Below are 15,844 nucleotides of genomic sequence, written 5' to 3' on the forward strand. Positions count from 1 at the left end.
AGGCTGTGCGGGCGATAGGGCGTTCATGGTGCTGCTGTCTCGGCTTCGGTGCGCGGGTGAGCCGCCATCGCCTTGCGCATTTGCTCGCAGCCCCAGAGCACGCGCTCCGGTGTGGCCGGGGCGTCGATCAGCGGTTGCTCACGGTAATCGGCCAGGCTGGCCACGGCATCCTTGATGGCACACCAGACGGCGATACCGAGCATGAACGGCGGCTCGCCTACGGCCTTGGAGTGGAACACCGTGTCCTCCGGGTTCTTGCGGTTCTCGACCAGGCGCACCCGCAGGTCGATCGGCATGTCGGCCACGGCCGGAATCTTGTAGCTGGCCGGGCCGCTGGTCATCAGTTTGCCCTTGGCGTTCCACACCAGCTCTTCGGTGGTCAGCCAGCCCATGCCCTGAACGAAACCGCCTTCCACCTGGCCGATGTCGATGGCCGGGTTCAGTGACGCGCCGACGTCATGCAGGATGTCGGTGCGCAGTACCTTGTACTCGCCGGTCAGGGTGTCGACGATCACCTCGGCGCAGGCCGCGCCAAAGGCGTAGTAGTAAAAGGGGCGGCCACGGGCCTGGCTGCGGTCGTAGTAGATTTTCGGGGTCTTGTAGAAGCCGGTGCTCGACAGTGAAACCTGAGCGAAGTAGGCCTGCTGCACCAAGGCGTCAAAGGTCAGGATCTCATCGCGCACACGCACATGGCCATTGTGAAACACGACGTCTTCCGCGCTGACCTTGTACTGCCGCGCGGCAAATTCGACCAGGCGTTGCTTCAGGGTTTCAGCCGCGTTCTGCGCAGCCTTGCCGTTCAGGTCGGCGCCGCTGGACGCCGCAGTCGGCGAAGTGTTGGGCACCTTGTCGGTGTTGGTCGCGGTGATCTGGATACGCGAGATATCGACCTGGAATACTTCGGCCACCACCTGGGCAACCTTGGTGTTGAGGCCTTGGCCCATCTCCGTGCCGCCGTGGTTCAGGTGGATGCTGCCGTCGGTATAGAGGTGTATCAGCGCACCGGCCTGGTTAAGGAAGCTGGCGGTAAAGGAAATACCGAATTTCACCGGTGTCAGGGCCAGGCCTTTCTTCAGTATCGGGCTGTTGGCGTTGTAGCGGCGAATCGACTCGCGGCGCTCGGCGTAGTCGCTGCTGGCTTCCAGCTCTGCGGTGATCTCTTCGAGCATGTTGTGCTCGACGGTCTGGTGGTAGTGGGTGACGTTGCGTTCGGTCTTGCCGTAATAGTTGGCCTTGCGCACCGCCAGCGGATCGAGCACCAGATGGCGGGCGATACGGTCCATCACTTCCTCGATGGCGACCATCCCCTGTGGGCCGCCGAAGCCCCGGTAGGCGGTGTTTGAGGCGGTGTTGGTCTTGCAGCGGTGGCCGTTGATCGTGGCGTCGCCCAGGTAATAGGCGTTGTCGGCGTGGAACATGGCGCGGTCGACGATGGACGCCGACAGGTCGGGCGAGCAGCCGCAGTTACCGGCCAGCTCGAAATTGATGCCCTGCAGGCGACCGCGGTCATCGAAACCGACATCGTATTCGACATAGAAGGGGTGACGCTTGCCGGTCATGACCATGTCTTCCATGCGAGGCAGGCGCATCTTGGTCGGCTGGCCGGTCAGGTGCGCGATCACCGCGCACAGGCAGGCGGGGCTCGCCGCCTGGGTTTCCTTGCCGCCAAAGCCACCGCCCATCCGGCGCATGTCGACCACCACCTTGTTCATCGGTACATCGAGCACTTCGGCAACCAGCTTCTGCACCTCGGTGGGGTTCTGGGTCGAGCAGTAGACGATCATGCCGCCGTCTTCGGTAGGCATCACCGAAGAGATCTGGGTTTCCAGGTAGAAATGCTCCTGGCCGCCGATATGCAGGGTGCCCTGCAAGCGATGGGGTGCATCGCGCAATGCGCTGGCCGAGTCCCCGCGCCGGTGGGTGTGGTTGTCGAGGACAAAGTGCTTTTTGCGCAGCGCTTCGACCACATCGAGCACCGGCTCCAGGTCTTCGTAGGTGATGATCGCTGCCAGCGCGGCGCGGCGCGCGGTGTCGAGGTCGCGTGCGGCCACAGCCACCACCGGCTGGCCGACGAACTGCACGGTGTCGATGGCCAGCAAGGGGTCGCCCGGAAGCAGCGGGCCGATGTCTTTCAAGCCCGGTATTTCTTCGTGAGTAATGGCAATGCGCACGCCCTCGAAGGCGTAGCAGGGCGCGGTGTCGATACTGACAATGCGCGCATGGGCACGGTCGGACAACCGGGCATACACGTGCAACTGATTCGGGAACTCCAGGCGGTCATCGATATACACCGCTTCGCCGGACACATGCTTATCGGCGCTGTCGTGCTTGACACTGCGGCCTACACCGCTGGTCATGTCCTGGCTGAACAGGTCGGCCAACTCTGCCTGGCTCTTGGCGACGTGAGGATGGTTAGACATAAGCGGTCACCCGAGTCTCGATGTGCGGTGTTTGCAGTTCGATGAAGTATTTGCGCAGCAGGTTCTGCGCACTGAGCAAGCGGTACTCCTTGCTCGCGCGAAAATCCGACAGCGGTGTGAAGTCTTCGCTCAAGGCCTGGCAGGCCTGTTCAATCAGTGCCTGGCTCCAGGGCTTGCCTGTCAGCAGCGTTTCACAGGCCTGGGCGCGTTTCGGGATGGCCGCCATGCCGCCGAAGGCGATGCGTGCCTCGTGGATGACGCCGCCTTCGATGCGCAGGTTGATTGCCGCGCAGACCGCCGAGATATCGTCGTCCAGGCGCTTGGACAGCTTGTAGGCGCGGAACGCCCAGCCGGGCGAAGCCTTCGGCACGATGATCTTCTCGATGAACTCGCTCTCCTGGCGGGCGGTGATGCGGTAATCGATGAAGTAGTCTTCCAGGGCCAGGGTGCGCTGGCTGTCGCCTTTGCGCAGGACGATCTGGGCGCCCAGGGCGATCAGCAGGGGCGGGGCGTCGCCAATCGGTGATGCGTTGCCAATATTGCCGCCCAAGGTGCCCTGGTTGCGGATTTGCAGCGAGGCGAAGCGGTGCAGCAGCTCGCCAAAGTCGGGGTACTCGGCGCTCAGCGCGCCATAGCAGTCGGTCAATGGCGTGGCGGCACCAATCTCGATATGCGCGTCGACGTGCTCGATGCGCTTCATCTCGGCGACGTTACCGACGTAGATCATCACCGGCAGGGTCTTGTGGAACTGGGTTACCTCAAGTGCCAGGTCGGTACCACCGGCCAGAAGGCGCGCTTCCGGGTGCGAGCCATAGAGCTCGGCCAGGTCGGCCACGGTCAGTGGAACCAGGCAGCGTTTATCGCCGCTGTTGAGCTCGCCGGTTTCTTTGGGCGCAATCGCCTTGAGCCGGGCGATGGTTTGCGCCTCGGCGGCATCGAACGGGTCGGCTGGCGGCTGGCAGCAGGCCTGTTCTGCGGCTGCCAGAATCGGCCGGTAACCGGTGCAGCGGCAGAGGTTGCCGGCCAGCGCCTCCTGGGCCTTGTGCAGGTCCGGGGCGTCGCTGTTCTTCTGCAGGGCGAACAGCGACATCACCACGCCGGGCGTGCAGAAGCCGCATTGTGAACCGTGGCAGTCGACCATTGCCTGTTGAACGCTGTGCAACTGCCCTTGGTGTTTGAGCCCTTCAACACTGATCAGTTGTTTGCCATGCAGCGCCGACACAAAGGTCAGGCACGCATTCAGGCTGCGATAGCGCAGGCGTTCGAGGCCGTCCTGATCCGTATGGCGCTCAGCGACCACGACAGTGCAAGCGCCGCAGTCGCCGCTGGCGCAGCCTTCCTTGGTGCCGGGTTTGCCCAGGTGTTCACGCAGGTATTCAAGCACTGTCAGATTGGGGTCCAGGGCGTGCTCACTGCGCAGCTCCTGATTAAAGAGAAACTGGATCACGGAAGGCCTCACAAGCGAATTATTGTTGTTGAGCGGGGTTGTGCTGACTCTAAGCAGGCCTGACTTTTCGGTCAACATCTTTCTGACTTGTGGGTCAGGAAAATGATCGAAATGGCGCTTGGTACGCTCTACACCTGACTTTTTAAGCATAGAACGGGCCGAGAGGCCCTGCGCGAGTGGGGGGCAAGTGCGCTACAATCCCGCCCTTGTGCACCGTTCAAAGAGTTTGAAGGAAAACCATGACGTTCAAGGCGCCGGACAGCCTCTCCGAGCAAATTGCCCATTACCTGGCCGAGCGGATCATTCGCGGCGAGCTCAAACCCGCCGAGCGTATCCAGGAGCTGAAGGTCACCCAGGCGCTGAATGTCAGCCGCGGCTCCGTGCGTGAGGCGCTGCTGATTCTCGAACGCCGGCATCTGGTCACGATCCTGCCGCGTCGCGGCGCGCACGTTACCGAGCTAAACGAGCACAATGTACGCAGCCTCTGCACGCTGATGAGCGAGCTGTACATCCTGTTGGGCAATGCCGTTGCCACGCACCTGCGCAGCGACAGCGAGCTTGCTCCGTTTCTGGTCATTCAGCAGCGTTTGCGCGCTGCCTGCGAGCGCAAGGACATCAAGGCATTCGTTGAAGACAGCTTCGCGGTAATGCGCGCGGCCTATCCGTTTGCCAACAACCCTTACCTGCAGGAAACCGTCGAAAACCTGCAGCCGGCCATGAGTCGCACGTATTACCTGGCGCTGGATCAGCGCAAGGCCGAAATGGATGACTTCCTGGTGCTGTTCGCGCAATTGCTCGAGGCCGTGGTTGCACGTGACCTGCCGCGCATCCGCAGTGTGCTGGTCGAGTATTGTCAGCGCAGTTGCGACCTTGTGCTGACGGCGCTGGTACCTGCCTGAGCATGCGCCTCAAGTGCATTCGCCTGGCCGGGTTCAAGTCCTTCGTCGACCCGACCACCGTCAACTTCCCCAGTAACATGGCGGCCGTTGTCGGGCCCAATGGCTGTGGCAAGTCCAACATCATCGACGCGGTGCGTTGGGTGATGGGCGAAAGCTCGGCCAAGAACCTGCGTGGCGAGTCGATGACCGATGTCATCTTCAATGGTTCGACCAGCCGCAAGCCGGTCAGCCAGGCGAGTATCGAGCTGGTCTTCGACAACAGCGACAACACCTTGGTCGGCGAGTACGCCGCCTATGCGGAGATCTCCATTCGCCGCAAGGTCACCCGAGACGCCCAGAACACCTATTTCCTCAATGGCACCAAATGTCGGCGCCGTGACATTACCGATATCTTTCTCGGCACTGGCCTGGGGCCACGCAGCTACTCGATCATCGAACAGGGCATGATCTCCAAGCTGATCGAAGCCAAGCCCGAAGAGCTGCGCAACTTCATCGAAGAAGCCGCCGGTATCTCCAAGTACAAGGAGCGCCGCCGCGAAACCGAGAACCGTATTCGCCGCACCCATGAAAACCTCGAGCGCCTGACCGACCTGCGCGAAGAGCTTGAGCGCCAGCTTGAGCGCTTGCACCGCCAGGCCCAGGCTGCCGAGAAGTACAAGGAATACAAGGCCGAGGAGCGCCAGCTCAAGGCGCAACTGGCGGCACTGCGCTGGCGCGCACTGAACGATCAGGTGGGCCAGCGTGAAGCGATCATCGGCGATCAGGAAGTGGCCTTCGAGGCATTGGTTGCGGAACAGCGCAATGCCGATGCCAGTATTGAGCGCCTGCGTGACGGTCACCATGAGCTGTCTGAACGGTTCAACCTGGTTCAGGGGCGCTTCTATTCGGTGGGCGGTGATATCGCCCGGGTCGAGCAGAGCATCCAGCATGGCCAGCAGCGCTTGCGCCAATTGCAGGACGACCTCAAGGAGGCCGAGCGTTCGCGTCAGGAAACCGAGTCGCACCTGGGGCATGACCGCACGTTGCTGGCAACCCTGGCTGAAGAGCTGGAAATGCTCGAGCCCGAGCAGGAAATGACCCTGGCTGCTGCCGAAGAGTCTGCCGCGACGCTGGAAGAAGCCGAAGGCACCATGCATGGCTGGCAGGAGCAGTGGGACAGCTTCAATACCCGTTCGGCCGAGCCGCGCCGTCAGGCCGAAGTGCAGCAGTCGCGCATTCAACAGTTGGAACACAGCCTGGAGCGTCTGGCCGAGCGTCAGCGCAAACTGGGCGAGGAGCGTGACCAGCTCAGTGCCGACCCTGAAGACGCGGCGATACTGGAGCTGGGCGAGCAATTGGCCAGCAGTGAACTGCTCCTTGAAGACCTGCAACTGGAAGAGCAGCAGGCCGTCGAGCGGCTTGAGGTGCTGCGCGAGCAGTTGCAGCAGGTTGGCAGCGCTCAGCAGCAAACCCAGGGCGAGTTGCAGCGCCTGGGTGGTCGTCTGGCCTCGCTGGAAGCCTTGCAGCAGGCCGCGCTGGACCCGGGCAGCGGCACCGCTCGCTGGTTGCAGGCGCAGGGCCTGGCGCAGCGTCCGCGACTGGCCGAGGGCTTGCGCGTCGAGCCGGGCTGGGAACTGGCGGTCGAGACCGTGCTGGGCGCTGACCTGCAGGCCGTGCTGGTCGATGCGTTCACCGGCCTGGACCTGGCCAGCTTCGATCAAGGCGCATTGCGCCTGCTCGATGTTCGCGGCACTGCGACGAGCCTGCCGGGCAGTTTGCTCGACAAGGTTCAAGGCCGTGTCGACCTGGCCCCGTGGCTGGGGCAGGTACGCCCGGTGGAAGATCTCGATGCGGCGTTGGCGCTGCGTGGCCAACTGGCCGAAGGGCAGAGCCTGGTCAGCCGTGACGGTTATTGGGTCGGGCGGCACTTCTTGCGGGTGTCGCGTGCCAGTGATGCCGAGGGCGGGGTGCTCGCCCGAGGGCAGGAGCTTGAGCAACTGCGCCTTGAGCACGAAGCCTTGCAGACCGAACTGGAGCTTCTGGACGAGCAACTGCTCACGCTGCGCGAGCAACAGCGCAGCCTGGAGGACGGTCGCGAGCAGATCCGTCGCCGGGCACAGGACGAAGCGCGCCAGCAGGGCGAGCTCAAGGCGCAGTTGTCGGCGGGCAAGGCGCGTGCCGAGCAGCTGGCGCTGCGCCGTCGCCGTCTTGACGAGGAATTGAGCGAGGTGCTTGAGCAGCGTGCCATCGAGCACGAAAGCCTCGGTGAATCGCGCTTGCAACTGCAGGAAGCGCTTGACCTTATGGCCCAGGACACCGAGCAGCGTGAGCTGTTGCTGGCCCAGCGCGACAACCTGCGCGAGCGGCTTGACCGGGTGCGCCAGGAAGCGCGGCAGCACAAGGACCACGCCCACCAGTTGGCAGTGCGTTTGGGCTCGCTCCGTGCCCAGCACGACTCCACGCGTCAGGCGCTGGAGCGCCTCGAGTTGCAGTCCGAGCGGCTGACGGAAAAGCGTGAGCAGTTGACGCTGAACCTGGAAGAGGGCGAGGCGCCGCTGGAAGAGCTGCGGCTCAAGCTCGAAGAGTTGCTGGAAAAACGCATGAGCGTCGATGACGAAATGCGTCAGGCGCGCCTGCACATGGACGAAGCCGACCGCGAGTTGCGCGAGGCCGAAAAACGTCGCAGCCAGGCGGAGCAGCAGTCCCAGTTGCTGCGCGGCCAGCTTGAGCAGCACCGTATGGAATGGCAAGGGCTGAGCGTTCAGCGCAAGGCCCTGCAGGAACAACTGCACACCGATGGCTATGACCTGCATGGCGTGCTCGAAACCCTGACCGAGCAGGCCAGCGAGCAGGAAGCGGCGCTTGAGCTGGAGCGTATCGACGGGCGTATCCAGCGCCTGGGCGCCATCAACCTGGCGGCCATCGATGAGTACCAGCAGCAGTCCGAGCGCAAGCGCTACCTGGACGCGCAGAACGATGACCTGGTCGAGGCGCTGGAGACGCTGGAAAACGTCATCCGCAAGATCGACAAGGAAACCCGTAATCGCTTCAAGGATACCTTTGATCAGATAAATGCCGGTTTACAGGCACTTTTCCCAAAAGTTTTCGGTGGCGGCAGCGCTTACCTGGAACTGACGGGCGAAGATTTACTCGATACAGGGGTGATGATCATGGCGCGCCCGCCTGGGAAGAAAAACAGCACCATCCACCTGTTGTCCGGTGGGGAGAAGGCGTTGACTGCCCTGGCGTTGGTGTTCGCGATCTTCAAGTTGAACCCGGCACCGTTCTGTATGCTCGACGAAGTCGATGCACCACTGGACGATGCCAACGTGGGGCGTTATGCCCGGCTGGTAAAAGAAATGAGCCAGACCGTGCAATTCATCTATATCACCCACAACAAGATCGCCATGGAAATGGCCGATCAATTGATGGGGGTGACCATGCACGAGCCCGGTTGCTCGCGCCTGGTGGCGGTTGATGTGGAGGAGGCGATGGCCATGGTCGACGCCTGATCGGGTGCCATAAAGCGTGAACCTGCGCTTAATGGACCTGTCAGTTGCGACAGACGGTGTAAAGTTATCTTTGGTCGTGCTAGCTTAATGGCAATTTTTATTACGCGTGGGCAAAACGCCTGTCAGAACATAGAGTTGGCGCCACGTTTTAAAGGGCTTTAAGCCCTTTATTTATCAGCATTTTTTACAGAGGCACGGGATTACATGGAAATCGGTCTGCGCGAGTGGCTGATCGTCATCGGCATTATTGTCATCGCCGGTATTCTTTTTGACGGCTGGCGTCGTATGCGTGGTGGCAAGGGTAAGCTGAAATTCCGTCTGGATCGCAGTTTCTCCAACCTGCCTGACGAGGAGAGCAGCCCTGATGTGCTGGGGCCTTCCCGTGTGCTGGACAATCACAAGGAGCCGGAGCTGGATGAGCATGACCTGCCGTCCATGAGTGCGCCGCTGCGTGAACGTGAGCGTGAGAGCAAGCCGAAGTCTTCCAAGCGCAACAAACGTAACAGCGAGCCGCAGCAGGGCGACCTGAACCTGGCCGCTGAGCCACGTGAGCCGGACCTGTTCGTCGATGCGTCCGATGACTTCCCGGACGAAACACGCACCAAAAGCACCGGCTTTGGCGCTGCCAATGCAGGCAAAGAGTTGCCGCCGGTAGAAGAAGTGCTGGTGATCAGCGTGATTTCCCGTGACGAGGGCGGCTTCAAGGGCCCGGCGCTGCTGCAGAACATTCTTGAAAGCGGTTTGCGTTTTGGCGAAATGGACATTTTCCACCGTCATGAAAGCATGGCCGGTAACGGCGAAGTGCTGTTCTCCATGGCCAACGCAGTCAAGCCAGGTGTATTTGACCTGGACGACATCGACCACTTCAGCACGCGTGCAGTGAGCTTCTTCCTGGGCCTGCCGGGCCCGCGTCATCCGAAGCAGGCATTCGACGTGATGGTGGCGGCTGCACGCAAACTGGCCCACGAGCTCAATGGTGAGCTCAAAGATGACCAGCGTAGCGTCATGACCGCGCAGACCATCGAGCACTACCGCCAGCGCATCGTCGAGTTCGAGCGTCGGGCACTGACCCAGAAGCGTTGATCCCAAGCACCCTAAACACTCAAGGAGCAGCCACGGCTGCTCAGGTTGCTGACAGCCCCCCTGTGTGATCTTCGTGGGAGCAGGCGTGCCTGCGAAGCGATCGATGGGGTGCCCGTGAATTCGCGGCGCCTGCATCGCAGGCAAGCCTGCTCCCACCGTGAGAAAACCGCTGAAAAGCGGGGATGTGTCAGCAGCCTGGGCAGCCAGGGTTGCTCTTTTGCATGGCAAGAGAACACGAACATGACCGTCGAAACCCGAATCCTCGCACTGCGTGCCGAACTCCAGCTGCACAACCGGCGCTACTACGAGCAGGATGCCCCGAGCATTCCGGATGTCGAGTATGACCGCCTGTTCCGCGAACTGCAGGCCCTGGAAGCAGAACACCCCGAACTGGTGACAGCCGACTCGCCCACCCAGCGGGTCGGTGGCGCTGCGCTGTCGGCCTTCAGCCAGGTGCGCCATGAAGTGCCCATGCTGAGCCTGGGTAACGCTTTCGAGGAAAGCGACCTGCGTGACTTCGATCGACGGGTGGTCGAAGGGCTGGAGCTGCCAGCGGGCGACCTGTTCGGAGGCGGCGCGGCCGTGGAGTACAGCTGCGAGCCGAAGCTCGATGGCCTGGCGGTCAGCCTGCTCTATCGCGATGGCCTGCTGGTGCAAGGCGCAACCCGTGGCGATGGCACCACCGGCGAAGACATCAGTGTCAACGTGCGTACCGTGCGCAACATTCCGCTCAAGCTAGAGGGGGCAGGGTGGCCGGCCGTTTTGGAGGTGCGCGGTGAAGTGTTCATGTCCAAGGCGGGCTTCGATCGGTTGAACGCCAGCCAGATCGAAAACGGCGGCAAAACCTTCGCCAACCCGCGTAACGCCGCCGCAGGCAGCCTGCGTCAGCTCGACTCGAAAGTCACCGCGAGCCGGCCGCTGGAGTTCTGCTGCTATGGCCTGGGGCAGGTCTCGGCAGACATTGCCGACACCCATGTCGGCATTTTGCAGCAACTCAAGGCCTGGGGCTTGCCGATCAGCCACGAACTGAAACTGGCCGTGGGCGTGGCGCAATGCCTGGACTACTACCGCGACATCGGCCGTCGCCGCAATGACCTGCCCTATGAAATCGACGGCGTGGTGTTCAAGGTCAACAGCCTTGCCTATCAGCGCGAGTTGGGTTTTCGCGCGCGTGAGCCGCGTTGGGCGATTGCCCACAAGTTTCCGGCCATGGAAGAGCTGACCGAAGTACTCGACGTGGAATTTCAGGTGGGCCGTACCGGCGCGGTGACGCCAGTGGCGCGCCTGAAGCCGGTGAAGGTCGCCGGGGTCACGGTAGCCAACGCGACCTTGCACAACATGGACGAAGTCGACCGGCTGGGCTTGCGGATCGGTGACACGGTGATCATCCGCCGTGCTGGCGACGTGATCCCTCAGGTCATGCAGGTGGTGCTGGAACGGCGCCCGGCAGATGCACGCCCGGTTCATATTCCGCACACCTGCCCGGTGTGTGGTTCGCACGTCGAGCGTACCCAGCTGGTCAAGCGCAGCAAGGGCAAGGAAACCGTCAGCGAGGGCGCCGTCTACCGCTGTGTCGGGCGCCTGGCGTGTGCCGCGCAGGTCAAGCAGGCGATCATCCATTACGTCTCGCGCCGCGCCATGGACATCGACGGGCTGGGTGAGAAAAGCGTCGAGCAACTGGTCGACGAAGGCCTGATCCGTTCGCCTGCCGATCTCTACAGCCTGACCTTCGAACAGATCGTCGACCTGGAAGGCTTTGCCGAGTTGTCCAGCAAGAACCTGCTGGCGGCCATTGAGCAGAGCAAACAGCCAGCGTTGGCGCGGTTCATTTATGCCTTGGGTATTCCTGATGTCGGCGAAGAAACCGCCAAGGTGCTGGCGCGCTCCCTGGGTTCGCTGGCGCGGGTGAGGGTGGCGTTGCCTCAAGTGCTGACCTACCTGCCGGACATCGGCCTGGAAGTGGCCCATGAGATCCACAGTTTCTTTGGCGACGCCCACAACCAGGCGGTCATCAACCAATTGCTCGGCGCCGGCATCGCCTTGCAGGATGAAGGCGAGGTGCATGCCGAGTTCGCTGCCAGCACCACCCTGGCAGGCCTCATCGAAAAACTGAACATCCCGGGCATTGCCGCAACCGGCGCCAGGAACCTGGCCGAAAAAGCCGGCAGCCTCGAGCAGGTGATTGCGCTGAGCCGCGACTGGCTCGAACTGAGCGTCATGAAAGGCCTTAACGAAAAGGCCAAGCAGGGCTTGCGTGAATTTTTCGCCGTACCGGACAACGTAGCCCAGGCGCTTGCCATCGAGGCGCAATTGTCTGAGTTCGGCATGCACTGGGCCAGTGAGAAAAAAGTCGCCGAAGGCTTGCCGCTGGCCGGCCAGACCTGGGTGCTCACCGGTACCCTGGAGCGCATGAGCCGCGACGTGGCGAAGGTCAAGCTGGAAGGGCTGGGTGCCAAGGTTGCCGGCTCGGTCTCGGCCAAGACCCACTGCGTGGTCGCCGGCCCCGGCGCAGGTTCCAAGCTGGCCAAGGCCAATGAACTGGGCCTTCAGGTGATGGATGAGGACGCCTTTGTCGTCTTCCTTGCCAGCCACGGCATCGAGGCATGAAGCCAAGTCCTTGAGAAACGTTGGTTTTTTCTTGAGGCAGAGGTTGTAACTTGGCGCAAGACCGGTACAATGGCGCGGCTCGTCGCTTGATGAGCCGCGTAGTGGTGGCCCCATCGGTCCCCCCGCAACGATTACCCGTCAACCTGGTCAGGCCCGGAAGGGAGCAGCCATAGCGGGAACATCGTGTGCCGGGGTGTGGCTGGTGGGGTCGCCTCCATTTAGAAAGTCCCCCCTCCTTATATTCCCTCTCTCAGACAGCGCTTTTGCTGTGTGAGCGGTCTGCTTTTCGACGATTGAGCCGCCTGCTGCCTGTCCTATTGCACAGCGTAGACGACACCGGATGCAATTTTGCCCCCGCTCCGCTAGCATTAGCCCTCTTCAGCTTCTGGATCGCGACGGTTTTCGATGAGTTATCAGGTTCTTGCACGTAAATGGCGTCCGCGCTCGTTCCGCGAAATGGTCGGCCAGACCCATGTGCTCAAGGCCCTCATCAACGCACTGGACAACCAGCGCCTGCACCACGCCTACCTGTTTACCGGTACCCGGGGTGTGGGCAAGACCACCATCGCGCGCATTATTGCCAAATGCGTTAACTGCGAAACCGGCATCACCTCGACCCCGTGCGGCACCTGTTCAGTCTGCCGGGAGATCGACGAAGGGCGTTTTGTCGACCTGATCGAGATCGACGCCGCCAGCCGGACCAAGGTCGAGGACACCCGCGAGCTGCTCGACAACGTGCAGTATGCCCCCAGCCGTGGGCGCTTCAAGGTCTACCTGATCGACGAAGTCCACATGCTCTCCAGCCACTCGTTCAACGCCTTGCTCAAGACGCTGGAAGAGCCGCCGCCTTACGTCAAGTTCATCCTCGCCACCACCGATCCGCAGAAACTGCCGGCCACGATCCTGTCGCGCTGCCTGCAGTTTTCGCTGAAAAACATGACCCCGGAGCGCGTCGTCGAACACCTGAGCCATGTGTTGGGTGTCGAGAACGTCCCGTTTGAAGACGATGCGTTGTGGCTGCTCGGTCGCGCCGCCGATGGTTCGATGCGCGACGCCATGAGCCTGACCGACCAGGCCATCGCCTTTGGTGAAGGCAAGGTGTTGGCCGCCGATGTCCGGGCGATGCTCGGTACCCTTGACCACGGTCAGGTCTACGGAGTGCTCCAGGCACTGCTTGAGGGCGATGCCAGGGCATTGCTCGAGGCGGTTCGGCAATTGGCCGAACAGGGCCCGGACTGGAGCGGTGTGCTTGCTGAAATGCTCAATGTGCTGCACCGCGTGGCCATTGCCCAGGCCTTGCCCGAGGCGGTCGATAATGGCCAGGGTGACCGCGAACGCGTGCTGGCACTGGCGCAGGCACTGCCTGCCGAAGATGTGCAGTTTTACTACCAGATGGGCCTGATTGGCCGCCGTGACCTGCCGCTGGCACCCGACCCGCGCAGTGGTTTCGAGATGGTGCTGTTGCGGATGCTGGCCTTCCGTCCGGCCGATACCCCGGACGCACCCAGGCCAACGCTAAAGCCAGTGGGGATCAGCCAGGCCACAGCTGATTCCACGGTAGCAGTGGCTGCGGCCACCGCTATGCCGCCGGTACAGGCGCCCGTGGCCGTGGTCGAGTCACCAGCCCCTGTGCCGGTCTTGCCGGCTGAGCCTGAGCCTGAGCCGGTTGCAGAACCCGCTCCCGTTGTGTCGGCACCGGCTGAGGCCGAGATCGATCTGCCGTGGAACGACCCGCCCATGGCGCAGCCTGCTGTAGAGCCAGAGCCAGAGCCAGAGCCAGAGCCAGAGCCAGTCGCTGAAGCGGACGTGGTCGAGGCGGCACAGCCTGTTGTTTCAGTAGCCGCGCCGGTGCAGGAAGCGCCGCCACCGCATGATGATGCCAGCTACAGCCCTGCGGGTATGGAGCGTGACGACGAGCCGCCGCTGGACGAGGATTACTACGAACCTGAGCTGGACCCAATGGGCTACAGCTACCTGGACGAACTGGCCAGCGAAATGGTGCCCGCCGTTGCCGAGCCTGAACCGGTAGTCTTGCCGGCAGCCCAGCCGGCCACCGGGCTTGCGCTGCAATGGTTGGAAATGTTCCCTGCGTTGCCGGTTTCCGGCATGACCGGCAATATCGCCGCCAACTGCACCCTGATGGCCGCCGAGGGCGACAATTGGCTGCTGCATCTGGACCCAGGGCAGGGCGCGTTGTTCAACGCCACCCAGCAACGTCGCCTTAACGACGCGCTGAACCAGCACCTGGGGCGCAGCATCAACCTGGTCATTGAACTGATCCAGCCCCAGCAGGAAACCCCGGCCCAGGCCGCTGCGCGTCGTCGTGCCGAGCGCCAGCGTGATGCTGAAGCGTCAATTCATGCTGATCCGTTCATCCAGCAGATGATCCAGCAGTTCGGTGCCGTGGTGCGTGAGGATACTATTGAACCTGTGGACGCTTTGGTTGGCCAAAGCGAGTAACTGAATGACACTGGCGGCCTGGAGCGTGCTCCTGGCCGTATTCCGTAATGTGATACTTGAGGTGATCCCCATGATGAAAGGTGGCATGGCCGGCCTGATGAAGCAGGCGCAGCAGATGCAGGAAAAAATGGCCAAGATGCAGGAAGAACTGGCCAATGCTGAAGTGACCGGTCAATCCGGTGCAGGCCTGGTCAGCGTGGTGATGACCGGGCGTCACGACGTCAAGCGCATCAGCATCGACGACAGCCTGATGCAGGAAGACAAGGAAGTCCTCGAAGACCTGATCGCTGCCGCCGTCAACGACGCGGTACGCAAGGTCGAGCAGAACAGCCAGGACAAAATGGGCAGCATGACCGCCGGCATGCAACTGCCGCCGGGTTTCAAAATGCCGTTCTAAGGCATCAGTCGTAAAAAATGCCAGGCCAATGCCTGGCATTTTTTTTGTTCGAACATTAGAGATTGCTTGTAGGCAAATGATGCGAAATTGAAAGTCCTGAGGAAAATTCCTACGTTCCTCGAGCTCTGCGCCTACATAAGTCGGGCAGAAGGATGTCGATAATGTGCGCATTGGTTGGCAGCGACTGCGATCTGAATGATAGCGCTGCAGGCCATGAACAGGGGGCGCCGGTTGGCGTTTCTGTTAAGCCTTACTAACCGCTTGAATTCGTACATTATCAAAGGTGCATATCATGAAATACTGGATCATCCCGTTCGCCATGCTCGCTGCCGGTAGCGTTTTTGCCAGTAACACCGTTCGCAAGCAAGTTGAAGTCATTGCCCATATTCCTGCCGCTGCGTTTTATGTTGTGGCTGAAAACGGCTGGGATACTCGGGTGCAAGAGTTGAGCTACAACGTGGTAACCGAAACGCTGAGGCCCGTCGTTCAGCGCCTGATTGCCAAGAGCACCACCGGGGCCATTGAGGCCCGGCTTGAAGGCCCGGCCCAGATGAATAGTGGCGCCGATGCAATCAACCTTAATGTCAGCATCAATGGGGTTGATCTGGACAATACCGCCAAGATTGTGGTGCCTGAGAGTCAAAGGGGCAACCAGGTGTTCATTCCGATCGAAATCTCTGCCCAGGCGGGCCCTTATGCGCCGGGTAGTTACTCGGGCATGGTCAACATGACCTTTGAAACACCGCTTGTTTCGCGCTGATTGCTCAGCATATAGCGCTTCTGTCAAACCCGGGGTTCGCACTTGATGCAGTGCGAACCCCGGGTTTTTTCGTTTAGGTCTACGGCACCCCACCGAAGCCATCGTCCTGTAGGAGCCGGGCTTGCCCGCGATGCAGACGCCACGCACTCACTGACACCCCACCGAAGCCATCGCAGGCAAGCCAGCATCCTGTAGGAGCGGGTCTGAACTGGCCTAATGATTTTGGACACTTTGATCGGGCGCTATGATGGCGCCCATATCAGAGGATGTTCCGATGCGA

At 61.6% G+C, this 15,844-nt stretch carries 9 protein-coding genes and 1 other RNA gene; 8 read left to right on the forward strand and 2 right to left on the reverse strand.

From position 1 onward, the window contains the following. Positions 1–23 precede the first annotated feature (23 nt). Together xdhB and xdhA are read right to left on the reverse strand one after the other, a co-directional pair. Positions 24–2,420 (reverse strand): xanthine dehydrogenase molybdopterin binding subunit, encoded by a 2,397-nt coding sequence (xdhB, locus tag CYD26_RS09405; protein ID WP_102052442.1) that lies wholly within the window; start codon positions 2,418–2,420, stop codon positions 24–26. Then, positions 2,413–3,867 carry a xanthine dehydrogenase small subunit gene (gene xdhA / locus CYD26_RS09410; RefSeq protein ID WP_102052443.1) on the reverse strand — a complete coding sequence of 485 codons (1,455 nt, stop codon included), beginning with the start codon at positions 3,865–3,867 and terminating at the stop codon, positions 2,413–2,415. The genes xdhB and xdhA overlap by 8 nt, the downstream gene beginning before the upstream one ends. Before the next feature lie 239 nt (positions 3,868–4,106). On the opposite strand from xdhA, the gene CYD26_RS09415 reads away from it, so the two are divergent. From CYD26_RS09415 to CYD26_RS09450, 8 genes are all read left to right on the forward strand, one after another. Beyond that, positions 4,107–4,766, forward strand: coding sequence for a GntR family transcriptional regulator (locus CYD26_RS09415; protein WP_102052444.1), 660 nt, complete (start codon positions 4,107–4,109; stop codon positions 4,764–4,766). 2 nt (positions 4,767–4,768) lie between these two features. Next, on the forward strand, positions 4,769–8,257 hold the full coding sequence (gene smc / locus CYD26_RS09420; protein ID WP_102052445.1) for a chromosome segregation protein SMC: 3,489 nt from the start codon (positions 4,769–4,771) through the stop codon (positions 8,255–8,257). 204 nt (positions 8,258–8,461) lie between these two features. Further along, positions 8,462–9,340 (forward strand): cell division protein ZipA, encoded by an 879-nt coding sequence (zipA, locus tag CYD26_RS09425; RefSeq protein WP_065760380.1) that lies wholly within the window; start codon positions 8,462–8,464, stop codon positions 9,338–9,340. A gap of 240 nt (positions 9,341–9,580) precedes the next feature. Further along, positions 9,581–11,947: an NAD-dependent DNA ligase LigA gene (gene ligA, locus CYD26_RS09430; protein ID WP_102052446.1), complete on the forward strand. Its 2,367-nt coding sequence runs from the start codon at positions 9,581–9,583 to the stop codon at positions 11,945–11,947. 111 nt (positions 11,948–12,058) lie between these two features. Continuing rightward, an RNA gene (gene ffs / locus CYD26_RS09435) (signal recognition particle sRNA small type) lies at positions 12,059–12,155 on the forward strand. 197 nt (positions 12,156–12,352) lie between these two features. After that, positions 12,353–14,407: a DNA polymerase III subunit gamma/tau gene (dnaX, locus tag CYD26_RS09440; protein WP_102052447.1), complete on the forward strand. Its 2,055-nt coding sequence runs from the start codon at positions 12,353–12,355 to the stop codon at positions 14,405–14,407. 70 nt (positions 14,408–14,477) lie between these two features. Then, a complete protein-coding gene (locus tag CYD26_RS09445; RefSeq protein WP_065760970.1) occupies positions 14,478–14,804 on the forward strand; it encodes a YbaB/EbfC family nucleoid-associated protein in 327 nt (108 codons plus the stop codon). 292 nt (positions 14,805–15,096) lie between these two features. Beyond that, positions 15,097–15,564, forward strand: a complete 468-nt coding sequence (locus tag CYD26_RS09450) for a CS1 type fimbrial major subunit (RefSeq protein ID WP_065760957.1) — start codon at positions 15,097–15,099, stop codon at positions 15,562–15,564. Positions 15,565–15,844 lie beyond the last annotated feature (280 nt).

This window comes from Pseudomonas sp. FFUP_PS_473 (assembly GCF_002858665.1).
Lineage (GTDB): Bacteria > Pseudomonadota > Gammaproteobacteria > Pseudomonadales > Pseudomonadaceae > Aquipseudomonas > Aquipseudomonas defluvii.

Coding starts and splice junctions, on each gene's coding strand:
- xdhB (WP_102052442.1), bottom strand. CDS start 2,420: ATGTCTAACCATCCTCACGTCGCCAAGAGCCAGGCAGAGTTGGCCGAC.
- CYD26_RS09415 (WP_102052444.1), top strand. CDS start 4,107: ATGACGTTCAAGGCGCCGGACAGCCTCTCCGAGCAAATTGCCCATTAC.
- smc (WP_102052445.1), top strand. CDS start 4,769: ATGCGCCTCAAGTGCATTCGCCTGGCCGGGTTCAAGTCCTTCGTCGAC.
- zipA (WP_065760380.1), top strand. CDS start 8,462: ATGGAAATCGGTCTGCGCGAGTGGCTGATCGTCATCGGCATTATTGTC.
- ligA (WP_102052446.1), top strand. CDS start 9,581: ATGACCGTCGAAACCCGAATCCTCGCACTGCGTGCCGAACTCCAGCTG.
- dnaX (WP_102052447.1), top strand. CDS start 12,353: ATGAGTTATCAGGTTCTTGCACGTAAATGGCGTCCGCGCTCGTTCCGC.
- CYD26_RS09445 (WP_065760970.1), top strand. CDS start 14,478: ATGATGAAAGGTGGCATGGCCGGCCTGATGAAGCAGGCGCAGCAGATG.
- CYD26_RS09450 (WP_065760957.1), top strand. CDS start 15,097: ATGAAATACTGGATCATCCCGTTCGCCATGCTCGCTGCCGGTAGCGTT.